Raw genomic sequence first — 11,360 nt, 5'->3', positions numbered from 1 at the left:
GGGGGGGGGGGGGGCGGGTGCGGGGGCGGGCCTGCCGCCCGGGGGGGGGGGGGTGGGCCGGCGGCCCGGGCGGGGCCGGCCGGCCGGGGGGGGGGGCCCCGCGCCCCCCAGCCCCGGGAACGGGGTGCCCCCTCCTCGGCGGTCCCGCGCCGCCGGTGAGGCACCCCGTTCCCAGGGCCCCGAACGGCCGGTGATCCAGTCGTACAGATTCGGTGGAGACCACGGCCGGGCGACTCGCCGGTCCGGTAGCTTTCACGGCCTGCGTGCGGCGACACAGCGACCGGGAGCGGGTTTTGCGCGAGTTCACCAATCCTCCGCTCGGGTCGGCGCCGCTGGTGGGCGGTCTGGCCGACGTGGTCTTCGAGCGCGCCCGGGACGACCCCCGGCACCGCTCGCTGAGCCGGCGGGACGACGCCGGGCGGTGGCGGGAGGTGACCGCCGCCGAGTTCCGCGACGAGGTCCTCGCGCTCGCCAAGGGGCTGCTGTCGCAGGGCGTGCGGTTCGGCGACCGGGTCGCCCTGATGTCCCGTACCCGTTACGAGTGGACCCTTTTCGACTACGCCCTGTGGACCATCGGCGCCCAGGTGGTGCCCGTGTATCCGACGTCGTCCGCCGAGGAGTGCCACTGGGTCCTGCACGACGCCGGGGTCAGCGCGGCCGTGGTGGAGCACGAGGACCAGGCGATGACGCTGGCCACCGTCATCGAGCGGCTGCCGCGACTGCGCCGGCTGTGGCAGCTCGACGCGGGCGCGTTACGGGAGCTGCGCGAGGCGGGCGCGGCCATGGACGACACGGTGGTGCACCGGCACCGCCGGGCCGTCACCCCCGACTCCATCGCCACCGTCGTCTACACCTCGGGCACCACCGGACGCCCCAAGGGCTGCGTCCTGACCCACGGCAACTTCATGTACCAGGCGGACACCCTCACCGCGCACTGGGAACCGGTGTTCCGCTCCCGCGCGGGCGACGAGGCCGCGACCCTGCTGTTCCTGCCGCTCGCGCATGTCTTCGGCCGGACGGCGCAGGTCGCGGCGGTCCGGCACGGGGTGCGCCTCGGGCACCGGACGCAGCCCGGCGCCGCCGCCCTGCTGCCCGAACTGGCCGCCTTCCGGCCGACGTTCGTCCTGGCCGTGCCGTCCCTCTTCGAGCAGGTGTTCCACTCGGCCCGCCGCACGGCGGAGCGGGAGGGCAGGGAGGGCCCGTTCGAGAAGGCGGTCGAGGTCGCCGTGCGCCACGCCGAAGCGGAGGAGGCACGCGCCCGGGGCACCGGGCCGGGCCCGTCGGCGGCGCTGCGGATGCGGCACCAGGTCCACGACAGGCTCGTCTACGCCAAGGTGCGGGCGGCGCTGGGCGGACGGCTGCGCCACGCCCTGTCCGGCGGATCGGCCATGGACCGCGGGCTGGGCCTGTTCTTCGCGGGCGCCGGCATTCAGATCCACGAGGGGTACGGGCTGACCGAGACGACCGGCGCCGCCACCGCCAACCCGCCCGGCCGCACCCGTCACGGCTCGGTCGGCCGCCCCCTGCCCGGGGTCACCGTGCACCTCGCCGACGACGGCGAGATCTGGCTGCGCGGCGACAACGTCTTCAAGGGCTATCTGAACAACCCGGAGGCCACCGACGAGACCCTGTACGACGGCTGGCTGGCCACCGGTGACCTCGGCGCACTGGACGACGACGGATATCTGACCCTCACCGGCCGCAAGGCGGAGATCCTGGTGACCTCCGGCGGCGAGAGCGTCTCGCCGGGCCCGCTGGAGGAGCGGGTCCGGGACCATCCGCTGATCAGCCAGTGCCTGGTGGTCGGCGACGGCCGTCCGTTCGTCGCCGCGCTGATCACCCTCGACGCCGAGGCCGTCGAGCACTGGCGCCTGCTGCGCGGCAAGCCCGCGCTGTCCCCGGCCGACCTGGTGCGCGACGCCGATCTGGAGGCGGAGGTGCGGCGGGCGGTGGTGGCCGCGAGCGCCTTGGTCCCGCAGGCCGGGGCGATCCGTACGTTCCGGATCCTCGCCCGGCCGTTCACCGGGGCACAGGGCCTGCTCACCCCGTCCGGGAAGCTGAGGCGCGAGGCGATCGAGCGGGCGTACGCGGACGAGGTGGCGGCGCTGTACCGGTCGTGAACGCCCCGGACGGGGACACGTTCGGTCATAGGTCCATGCCCGCGCGGCCGGTTTACGACGTCAGGAATGCGGAACGGCCTGTGATCGTTGACGATGGGATACCACCCGACAAACGCATGGCCGCACGGCCACTGCCGGACACCTCCCCCCACGACCACCCGACGACCGTCCGTCGACGACACCGAAGGATCGAGAGCGCGTGAGCAGCAAGGTCCCCCCGATCATCCTCAACAACGGGGTCGAGATGCCCCAGCTCGGCTTCGGCGTCTGGCAGGTGCCCGACGCGGAGGCGGAGCAGGCCGTCGCCACCGCGCTGGAGGCCGGGTACCGCAGCATCGACACAGCCGCGATCTACGGCAACGAAGAGGGCACCGGCCGGGCGCTCGCCGCCTCCGGCGTCCCGCGCGAGGAACTCTTCGTCACCACCAAGGTCTGGAACAGCGACCAGGGGTACGACGCCACCCTCCGCGCGTTCGACACCTCCCTGGCCAAGCTGGGCCTGGACCATCTGGACCTGTATCTGATCCACTGGCCGGCGCCCGCCCGGGACCGGTACGTGGACACGTACAAGGCGTTCGAGAAGCTGTACGCCGACGGCCGGGTCCGGGCGATCGGCGTGTCCAACTTCGAGCCCGCGCACCTGGAGCGGCTGATCGGCGAGACGTCGGTCATCCCGGCCGTCGACCAGATCGAGCTGCACCCCCATCTCCAGCAGCACGCGGCCCGCGAGTACCACGCGGAGCAGGGCATCGCCACGGAGGCCTGGTCGCCGCTGGGCCAGGGCAAGGGGCTCCTTGAGGTCCCGGCGATCGTGGCCATCGGCCAGAAGCACAACCGCACCCCGGCCCAGATCGTGCTCCGCTGGCACGTCCAGCTCGGCACGGTCGTGATCCCCAAGTCCGTCACCCCGTCCCGGATCAAGGAGAACATCGACGTGTTCGACTTCGCCCTGGACACGGAGGATCTGGCGGCGATCAGCGCGCTCAACGAGGACCGGCGGCTGGGCCCGGACCCGTCGACGTTCAGCGCGGGCTGAGCACATCGCCGCGGCGGCGCACCCCGGGGACCGACGGCCCCGGTCCCGGCCCCGGGGTCACCCGCACCCGTACGACGGCCCACCCCCGGACTCGTCCGGTCCGCCCTCGGCGGGGGTGCACAGCCGGTCGGCGGCCCGGTCGGGCGTCAGCTCCCGTGCCCGGTCGGTGAGGTGGGGCGTGTCGACCATTGGCCGGCCGTCACCGTCGAAGCGCAGGGCACGGACCGGGCCGTCCCGGGGAGGGGAGGCCGTCTCCCCCACGCGCACCGAGCCGTCGGCCGGCCGGGAGATCGAGGTGGCGAGGTCGATGAGATCGCCTTCGGCGGTGATCGCCGAGACGGTCCGCGCGGCCGGGCGGGACGCCGACGGGGTGGTGTATCTGCCGGGGCGGCGGCGGGTGTGGTCGCTGGCGGACCCGGCCTCCGTCGGCGGGCTGCGCGATCTCGCGCTGGCCGGATCCCCGGCCGCCTCGCGCACGCTGTACGGCGTCGAGGCGGACGCGGACACCATCCGCGCCCGCATGCTGGCGACGCCCCGCATCCTGGCCGTGGGCGACCCCGCGGGACAGCCGCTGGACCGGACGGCTCAGGAGGCGGCCAAGCGGGAGGTTCTGGACACGGCCTTCGAGGAGTGCCGGACGTGGCGGTTCCCGGCCGCGCGGATCGTGCTGTACGCGCGGCCGGGGCACTGCTGAGCCGACCCACCAGGCCGGGCGGGGCCGGGGCCCGTGGGGTGCCTCCCCAAGCTCCTACAGCCCCTACAGAACCCTGGACGCCGTGTGCACCGTATGAGCCGCCAGCACGAACAGATCCGGGCGATGGTGGACGCTCGCCTTGTCGTCCGGGTCGAGGAGGCGGTCGAGGGTGTCGCGGTCGGCCGGGGTGAGCTGGTCGGCGAGGCCGTCGCGCAGGCGGGTGAGGGCGGCGGCGACGTAGGCGCGGGCGCGGTCGGGCACCGGGGCGGGCAGGTCGAGGAGGAAGCTGCGGGTGCCGGTGGGCTTCAGTCCGGCGGCGGTGAGCAGGGCGGGCCAGTCCTCGGCCTCGGCGACGGAACCGGGGAGCGCCGAGCGCATGTCGGCGAACTGCTCCTCGTGCAGCGCGTCGAGCCGGGCCTGGAGGCCGGGGCGTCCGATGCCGAGGTCACGCGGCAGGAAGCGGATGGGGAGACCGCCCTCCATCAGGGCGAGGGTGCCGCCGGGCGCGAGGTGCCCGGCGAACGCGGCGAGCGCCGCGCGCTGGTCGCCGAGGTGGTGCAGGCTGCGGCTGGCCCAGAGCAGGTCCACGGGGTAGTCGAGTTCGCCGAGCACGCCCGGGAGGTCTCCCGTGAGCGTGCCGAACCGGTCGGCGACGCCCAGCCGCCGGGCCCGCGCGAGTGCCCGCTCCAGCAGCGGCCCGGCGCTGTCGACCGCGACGACCCGGGCGCCGGGGAAGGTCTCGGCGAACTGGCAGGCGACGACGCCGGGACCGCTGCCCGCGTCGACGATCAGGCCCGGCGCGGTCTGCCGCTTGCCCAGCCAGGCCAGCGCCCGCTCGTTCAGCGGCGCGAACAGCTCCGCCTGGGCCTCCAGCAGCGGGGCCATCTCGGCCCAGTCGACATCGGCGTGGTCGTGCCCGTGCCCGTGCCCGTGCCCGTGGCCAGGGTCATGGTCGGGGTCATGCCCGTGACCAGGGCCGTGGTCGTGGTCGTGGTGGCCGCGGCGGTCGTCGTGAGCCATGGGTCAGCCTCTCCTCCGGTTGCCGCAAGGGTGCTCCGCGAGGCCCGAACAAGCAACTCCTCTTGCCGGAACGGCAAGGTGCGCGGTGGAGTGCGGTCGGATGTGCCCGGGCCCGCGAGGCCGGGAAGACGCCCCTTCGGGGACGGGTTGGTGCCGACCGGGGACGCCCTCCCGCCCCGGACCGCCCCGGCTGATGCGCCGGAAGCGCAGGCGCGCGCCCCGGACGATCCGAGCACGTGGAAGACGCCGGTGCACCGGGAGCGCCGACCGACGGCCCGTCCGTGGCGGCGCCGAACCCGCCGGTGAGGCGCCACGCGTTCGCCCTACCGCCCGACGAAGTAGGCCCTAGGAGCCGGAGGACCTCTGAGCCACGACGGCCGGCTTCCGGAACGCCCGCAGGGTGAACCAGGGTTCGGGGCGCGGGCGGTCCTGCTCTGGCAGGGCGGCGAGCCGATCGGCGTACTCGTCGGCACGGGGATCCCCCGGCGGCAGCGTGACGAACCAGCCGCGGCGCAGATCGGTGACCGCCCGCCGCGGACTGCGCCCCTGGCCCCGCCCGGGAAACCGGGTCCGCCCCGCGGGCAGCAGCCCGTGCCCGGCCGCGTACTCCGCCACCGCGGCGGACGCGTCGACGGCCGGGCTCCGGGGCCGGGAGGCAAGGATGGCATCGATGTCACTGCCCACGTTGTGGGAGGCGCCCTTGTCGACGGTCGTGACAAAGACCCCGCCGGGCCGCAGCACCCGGGCGCACTCGGCGACGACGGCGGCGGCATCCCGCTCGCTCCCCAGCAGATGCAGCAGCCACACACTGGACACGGCGTCGAACTCGCCGTCCCGGAACGGCAGTCGGCGGCTGTCGGCGAGCACGACGGCGCCGGGCAGCCGGGCGGCGGCGTACCGGGCCATCTCGGGGGTCAGGTCGGCGCCGGTCACCCGCATCCCGTCCCGTCCGGCCGCCAGCCGCCGGGTGACGATGCCGGTGCCGCAGGCCACGTCGAGCAGACTGCGCGCCTGCGGCGGTACGAGGCTCAGGACGCCCTCGGCGGCAGCCGCCGCCCTGGGCTCGCCGCCGCGCAGGGCGTCGTAGCGGGCGGCCTCCTCGCGGTAGTCCAGCACCGCGGGCTCACTTGGCGTCGTGGGCGGGCGCGAGCGCCTGGACCCGTGCGGCCAGGTCGAAGTCCTTCGCGGTGACTCTGGAGCCCGCGCTGTGCGTGTGCACCGACAGGGTCACGGTGTTGTAGCCGAGGGTGAGGTCGGAGTGGTGGTTCAGCTCCTCCTGCACCTGCGCGATGTGCACGACCAGCGCGGTGGCGGCGAGGTGCGAGGCGAGCCGGAAGGTACGGCCGATCCGGTCGCCGTCGAGCGACCACCCCGGCAGTCCGGCGAGCCGCTCCCCGATCTCCTCCTGCGACAACGCTTCCACGGTCATCACCGCACTCCCTCCATACGACGGACGACGGTCCATGAACGACGCATCACGAGCGCCGGACCACTCCTCCAGCGTGCCACACCCGCCCCTCTTCGGCCCAGGTCAGAGCGCTCGCGCGCCCGGATCCGGACGGATCCCGGCCACCCGGCATTTTCACTCGTCCCCCGCCCCCGCCTCGATTACCGTCGTACCCATGGCCTCTCGCACCCCCGCACCCCCCGCCACCCCCTCCGGCCAGGGCATCGGTCCGTTGCTGCGGGCCTGGCGCGTGGAGCGGCGGGTGAGTCAGCTGGAGTTGGCGCTGCGGGCTGACTCCTCGGCGCGGCACATCAGCTTCATCGAAACGGGCCGCTCCCGGCCGAGCGAGGAGATGGTGCTGCGGCTCGCCGAGCACCTGGACGTGCCGATGCGCGAGCGCAACGCGCTCCTGCTCGCCGCCGGTTACGCCCCGGGGTTCCCGGAGACCCCGCTGGACGACCCGGGGCTGACCACCCTGCGGGAGGGCATCGAGCGGCTGATCCAGGGCTTCGAGCCCTATCCGGCGCTGGTGGTGGACGCCCTGTACACGGTGGTCGCGGCCAACCGGGGGATCGCGATGCTCCTGGAGGGCCTCCCGGAGCACCTGCTGACGCCGCCGGTCAACGTCGTACGGGTCACCCTGCACCCGGAGGGACTCGCCCCGCGCATCCGCAATCTCGCCGAGTGGCGCGGCCATCTGCTCGCCCAGATGCGGGGCCAGATCGCGCTGCACCGCTCGGCCGCGCTGCGGGAGCTGTACGAGGAGGTGGCCGCGTACCCGGTGCCGGACGCGCCGCCCGGCGACGGGCCGCGGCCGGTCGTGCCCTACATCGCGCTGCCGATGCGGCTGGAGCACGACGGGCACGTCCTGTCGTTCGTGTCGTCGATCTCGACGTTCAACACCCCGATGGACGTGACGGTCGCCGAGCTGGCCATCGAGACGCTGCTCCCGGCCGACCCGGCGACGGTCAAGTACCTTCACTCGCTGCTGGCCTGACGGCTGCGCAGCGCCGCGTACTGGAGGCCGGCGAACCCGCCCACGGTGAGCGCCTGGAGGACCGTCCACACCGCTCCGGCGGTGCTCGGCGTCAGCCACAGCGCCAGCGCCAGCAGGCTGAGCGCGGTCCAGGCGAGATTGATCTCCACGACGGCCTGCACCGGGAGCGCCCCCGGGCGGGCCCGGGTGGCGAGCACCCCCACGGCCATGCCGTACGCCGTCAGGATCGCGCCAAGCGTGAGCAGCAGCCCCGAGTCGACCCCGAGGAACCGGCCCAGCGGCCCGGAGGCGGCGAGGTAGGCGACTCCGTTGGCGCCGGTGACGAGCGCGTCGAGGGCGAGGAACCGGCGCAGCATGGCGTGCGGCTCGGAGGTGCGGGCCAGCGCGGCGAGTGTGGTGGCGGACATGGCTGGTCACCCTTCGTCGAGGTGGGAGGCCGCGAGCGCGGCGCGATCCCCGGATCCCGGAGCGGAGTGCGCCGCCCCGGAACCCGGTGCCCCCACGATGTCCCGCGCACGGACGGGGGTCGATTACGCCTGAGGTAATGGGCGGACCATGAGAAGGTCAACAGCCCGCCGCGAAGGTCAACAGCCCCTGCGGCAAAGCCCCTTGAATCGCACAAGGTGGCGAGCAACTTCCGCCACACGGGTGATTCGGCCACCGGAGCATGACAGACTGCACAGGTTCTTTCGGCGCGTAAGGGGAGGCGTGGCGTGAGTGAGCGGCGGCCCGCGCCGACCGTCGGCCAGGTGGTGCTCGGCAAACGGCTTCAGGAACTGCGGGAAGCGGCCGGTCTGCGACGTGAGCAGGCGGCCCGCGTGCTTCGGGTGGCACCGGCGACCGTACGCCGGATGGAGATGGCCGAGGTCTCGCTGAGGATCCCGTACGTCCAGGTGCTGCTGGAGACGTACGGCGTTCCGGCGGAGGAGGTCGGCGCGTTCGTGACGCTGGCCGAGGAGGCGAACGAGCCGGGCTGGTGGCAGCGGTTCCACGATGTGCTGCCGAACTGGTTCAGTCTGTATGTCAGCCTGGAGGGCGCGGCCCGGATGATCCGGTCCTACGAGCCGCACTTCATGCCGGGGCTGCTCCAGACCGAGGACTACGCGCGTGCCGTGCTGGAGGCGGGCACCATCGGCCAGGACGGCCCGGAGACGGTCGAGCGGCATGTGGCGCTGCGGATGACCCGGCAGAAACTGCTCCGGGAGCCGGATCCGCCGCATCTGTGGGTGACCATGGACGAGACGGTGCTGCTGCGCCCGGTGTCCGAGCGGCCCGAGGTGATGATCGACCAGATCGACCGGCTGCTGGAGTTCGCCGACTCGGAGCGGATCACCCTCCAGGTCGCCGAGTTCGCGAAGGGCCCGCATCCCGGGACGTACGCGCCGTTCTCCTTGTTCCGGTTCGCGGAGCCGGAGCTTCCGGACATGGTGTTCACGGAGTATCTGACCGGCGCCCTGTATCTGGACTCGCGCGAGGAGGTCTCCGCGCATCTGGAGGTGCTGGACCATCTGACGGCCCACGCGGCGTCGGCCCAGCGCACCAAGGAGATCCTGCGGGCGTACCGCGCCCGGCAGTGACCCGTACGGCGCCATGAACAGGTGCGCTCCCCCGCTCGCCCCTAGGTTGGTGAACCACTGGCGAGTGAGGGAGCCGATGTGACCGACAAGGGGCCGTGATGCCCTCGGACGCCGTGCTGTACCAGGCCGCCGCGCTGTGCCTGACGTACCCCGGCGACGACTTCCGCGCCCGTATCCCGCTGCTGCGCGAGGCGGCCCCGCAGCTGCGGGAGTTCGTGGACCACGCGGCACTGACGCCCGCCCCGGACCTGGCGGCGCACTACGTCCGGGTCTTCGACGCCGCCCACGACCGGAGCCTGTATCTGAGCCGACGGCCCGGCATGTCACCGCCGCCGTCCGAAGACATCTACCGCTCCCACGGCCTGAAACTCACCGGCGAGCAGCCCCCCGACTACCTCCCGGCCATCCTGGAGTTCACGTCCCGCACCAGCACCACGGCCCTGCTCCTGACCCACCAGGACGCCGTGAACGCCCTGCATACCCGCCTCACCGAGGTAGGCACCCCTTACGCGGCGGTACTCAGGGCGGTATGCGCAACCCTACCGACCCCCGGCTGATCAACGCCCCAAGGGGCGCGGGGAACTGCGCGACCAGCCACCCCCCTCCCGCACCCGCAGAACAACCCAGAGAACAACGGCGCCTAGGCGGCCCCACCCTTGGAATCCCGCTCCTCATCAACGATCTCGGCATCCACCACATCCTCCTCACCCGGCGGAGCCGAGGAGCCGGACGGCGGAGCCTCGGAAGACGGCGCCCCGGAGGAAGGCGCGTCGGCCTGCGCATACATGGCCTGCCCCATCCGCTGACTGACCCCGGCCAACTTCTCCACCGCAAGGCGCAGAGCACTCGTATCGTCGCTCTCCAACAACGCCTTCACTTCGTCCGCAGCCTCCCGCACCTCGGCACGGGTGCCGTCCGGGACCCGTTCCGCGTTGTCCCGGAGGAAGTTCTCGGTCTGATACACGAGCTGCTCGGCCTGGTTGCGGGTCTCCGCGGTCTCCCGGCGCCGCCGGTCCTCGTCCGCGTACTGCTCGGCGTCGCGCATCATCCGGTCGATGTCGTCCTTGGGCAGGGCGGAGCCCCCGGTGACGGTCATCTTCTGCTCGCGGCCGGTCGCGAGATCCTTCGCGGAGACATGCATGATCCCGTTGGCGTCGATGTCGAAGGCGACCTCGATCTGCGGCACCCCGCGCGGGGCGGGCGGCAGCCCGGTGAGGTCGAAGACGCCGAGCTTCTTGTTGTACGCGGCGATCTCGCGTTCGCCCTGGTAGACCTGGATGCCGACGGAGGGCTGATTGTCGGCGGCGGTGGTGAAGATCTCCGAGCGCCGGGTCGGGATCGTCGTATTGCGCTCGATCAGCTTGGTCATGATGCCGCCCTTGGTCTCGATGCCGAGGGACAGCGGGGTGACATCGAGCAGCAGGACGTCCTTGACGTCGCCGCGGATCACACCGGCCTGGAGCGCGGCGCCGACGGCCACCACCTCGTCGGGGTTGACGCCCTTGTGCGGGTCCTTGCCGGTCAGTTCCTTCACCAGGTCGGTGACGGCGGGCATCCGGGTCGAGCCGCCGACCAGGATGACGTGGTCCACCTTGGACAGTTCGATGCCGGCGTCCTTCACCGCCTGGTGGAAAGGCTTCGTACAGCGGTCGAGGAGGTCGGCGGTCAGCTCCTGGAACTGGGCGCGGGTGAGCTTCTCCTCCAGATGCAGCGGGCCTTCGGCGGACGCCGTGATGTACGGCAGGTTGATCGAGGTCTCGGTCGACGAGGACAGCTCGATCTTCGCCTTCTCGGCGCCCTCGCGCAGCCGCTGGAGCGCCATCTTGTCGTTGCCGAGGTCGATGCCGTACTGCCCCTTGAACCGCTTGACCAGGTACTCCACCACCCGCTGGTCCCAGTCGTCGCCGCCCAGCAGGGTGTCGCCGTTGGTCGCCTTGACCTCGATCACCCCGTCGCCGATCTCCAGCAGCGAGACATCGAAGGTGCCGCCGCCGAGGTCGAAGACCAGCACCGTCTGCTCCTCGCCCCGGTCCAGGCCGTAGGCCAGCGCGGCGGCGGTGGGCTCGTTGATGATCCGCAGCACCTTCAGGCCCGCGATGTCACCGGCCTCCTTGGTGGCCTGGCGCTGGGCGTCGTCGAAGTACGCGGGGACGGTGATCACGGCGTCCGTGACGTCCTCCCCGAGGTAGGCCTCGGCGTCCCGCTTCAGCTTCTGGAGCACCCGTGCGGACAGCTCCTGCGCCCGGTAGCGGGTGCCGTCGATCGAGCCCTCGTCGGGGAAGCGCCAGGCGGCGTCGCCCATGTGCCGCTTGACCGAGCGGGCCGTGCGGTCGATGTTGGTGACCGCCTGCCGCTTGGCGACCTCGCCGACCAGCACTTCCCCGTTCTTGGCGAAGGCCACGACGGACGGCGTGGTCCGCGCGCCCTCCGCGTTCGCGACCACCGTCGGCTCACCGCCCTCCAGGACGG

12 protein-coding genes are annotated in these 11,360 nt (G+C 72.9%); 6 read left to right on the top strand and 6 right to left on the bottom strand.

Going from position 1 to position 11,360, the window contains the following annotated elements:
* Positions 1–293: 293 nt before the first annotated feature.
* Together ACFXAZ_RS38270 and ACFXAZ_RS38265 are read left to right on the top strand one after the other, a co-directional pair.
* Positions 294–2,120 carry an AMP-dependent synthetase/ligase gene (locus tag ACFXAZ_RS38270; protein ID WP_384601293.1) on the top strand — a complete coding sequence of 609 codons (1,827 nt, stop codon included), beginning with the start codon at positions 294–296 and terminating at the stop codon, positions 2,118–2,120.
* 199 nt (positions 2,121–2,319) lie between these two features.
* Complete coding sequence (locus tag ACFXAZ_RS38265; RefSeq protein WP_384601290.1) at positions 2,320–3,156, top strand: aldo/keto reductase; 837 nt, start codon at positions 2,320–2,322, stop codon at positions 3,154–3,156.
* 57 nt (positions 3,157–3,213) lie between these two features.
* Here ACFXAZ_RS38265 and ACFXAZ_RS38260 read toward each other — a convergent pair whose 3' ends face one another.
* Positions 3,214–3,345 (bottom strand): hypothetical protein, encoded by a 132-nt coding sequence (locus tag ACFXAZ_RS38260; RefSeq protein ID WP_384601287.1) that lies wholly within the window; start codon positions 3,343–3,345, stop codon positions 3,214–3,216.
* A gap of 118 nt (positions 3,346–3,463) precedes the next feature.
* Between ACFXAZ_RS38260 and ACFXAZ_RS38255 the strand changes: the two genes are divergently transcribed.
* The gene (locus tag ACFXAZ_RS38255) at positions 3,464–3,850 is read left to right on the top strand and encodes a hypothetical protein (RefSeq protein ID WP_384601284.1); all 387 of its coding nucleotides are present in this window, start codon (positions 3,464–3,466) and stop codon (positions 3,848–3,850) included.
* A 63-nt stretch (positions 3,851–3,913) separates the two neighbouring features.
* Here the strand turns inward: ACFXAZ_RS38255 and ACFXAZ_RS38250 are convergent, their stop codons facing one another.
* The 3 genes from ACFXAZ_RS38250 to ACFXAZ_RS38240 form a co-directional block, all read right to left on the bottom strand.
* Entirely contained in the window at positions 3,914–4,870 is a 957-nt protein-coding gene (locus ACFXAZ_RS38250; RefSeq protein ID WP_384601281.1) for a class I SAM-dependent methyltransferase, read from the bottom strand.
* A gap of 345 nt (positions 4,871–5,215) precedes the next feature.
* Positions 5,216–5,986 carry a class I SAM-dependent methyltransferase gene (locus ACFXAZ_RS38245; RefSeq protein ID WP_384601278.1) on the bottom strand — a complete coding sequence of 257 codons (771 nt, stop codon included), beginning with the start codon at positions 5,984–5,986 and terminating at the stop codon, positions 5,216–5,218.
* Positions 5,987–5,993: 7 nt separating this feature from the next.
* Entirely contained in the window at positions 5,994–6,299 is a 306-nt protein-coding gene (locus tag ACFXAZ_RS38240) for a 4a-hydroxytetrahydrobiopterin dehydratase (RefSeq protein ID WP_384601276.1), read from the bottom strand.
* 193 nt (positions 6,300–6,492) lie between these two features.
* Between ACFXAZ_RS38240 and ACFXAZ_RS38235 the strand changes: the two genes are divergently transcribed.
* Positions 6,493–7,314, top strand: a complete 822-nt coding sequence (locus tag ACFXAZ_RS38235; protein WP_384601273.1) for a helix-turn-helix domain-containing protein — start codon at positions 6,493–6,495, stop codon at positions 7,312–7,314.
* Here the strand turns inward: ACFXAZ_RS38235 and ACFXAZ_RS38230 are convergent.
* The gene (locus ACFXAZ_RS38230) at positions 7,296–7,721 is read right to left on the bottom strand and encodes a hypothetical protein (protein ID WP_384601270.1); all 426 of its coding nucleotides are present in this window, start codon (positions 7,719–7,721) and stop codon (positions 7,296–7,298) included. The genes ACFXAZ_RS38235 and ACFXAZ_RS38230 overlap by 19 nt on opposite strands.
* A gap of 306 nt (positions 7,722–8,027) precedes the next feature.
* Between ACFXAZ_RS38230 and ACFXAZ_RS38225 the strand changes: the two genes are divergently transcribed.
* Positions 8,028–8,891: a helix-turn-helix domain-containing protein gene (locus tag ACFXAZ_RS38225; RefSeq protein WP_384601267.1), complete on the top strand. Its 864-nt coding sequence runs from the start codon at positions 8,028–8,030 to the stop codon at positions 8,889–8,891.
* 98 nt (positions 8,892–8,989) lie between these two features.
* Entirely contained in the window at positions 8,990–9,448 is a 459-nt protein-coding gene (locus tag ACFXAZ_RS38220) for a nitrate reductase molybdenum cofactor assembly chaperone (RefSeq protein ID WP_384601264.1), read from the top strand.
* Between the two features lie 83 nt (positions 9,449–9,531).
* Here the strand turns inward: ACFXAZ_RS38220 and dnaK are convergent.
* Positions 9,532–11,360, bottom strand: a 1,829-nt coding sequence (dnaK, locus tag ACFXAZ_RS38215; protein ID WP_384601261.1) for a molecular chaperone DnaK, incomplete at its 5' end; no start/stop codon positions are given.

It is taken from the genome of Streptomyces sp. NPDC059477, assembly GCF_042749375.1.
In the GTDB taxonomy this organism is placed as follows: Bacteria; Actinomycetota; Actinomycetes; order Streptomycetales; family Streptomycetaceae; genus Streptomyces.
Note: the sequence above shows the minus strand (reverse complement) of the source record. Positions and strands in the feature narration are given on the sequence as shown.

Bases quoted from the DNA above. Each gene is read 5' to 3' on its own strand.
- ACFXAZ_RS38260 (WP_384601287.1), bottom strand. From the start codon at position 3,345: ATGGTCGACACGCCCCACCTCACCGACCGGGCACGGGAGCTGACGCCC.
- ACFXAZ_RS38255 (WP_384601284.1), top strand. From the start codon at position 3,464: ATGAGATCGCCTTCGGCGGTGATCGCCGAGACGGTCCGCGCGGCCGGG.
- ACFXAZ_RS38250 (WP_384601281.1), bottom strand. From the start codon at position 4,870: ATGGCTCACGACGACCGCCGCGGCCACCACGACCACGACCACGGCCCT.
- ACFXAZ_RS38240 (WP_384601276.1), bottom strand. From the start codon at position 6,299: ATGACCGTGGAAGCGTTGTCGCAGGAGGAGATCGGGGAGCGGCTCGCC.
- ACFXAZ_RS38235 (WP_384601273.1), top strand. From the start codon at position 6,493: ATGGCCTCTCGCACCCCCGCACCCCCCGCCACCCCCTCCGGCCAGGGC.
- ACFXAZ_RS38230 (WP_384601270.1), bottom strand. From the start codon at position 7,721: ATGTCCGCCACCACACTCGCCGCGCTGGCCCGCACCTCCGAGCCGCAC.
- ACFXAZ_RS38220 (WP_384601264.1), top strand. From the start codon at position 8,990: ATGCCCTCGGACGCCGTGCTGTACCAGGCCGCCGCGCTGTGCCTGACG.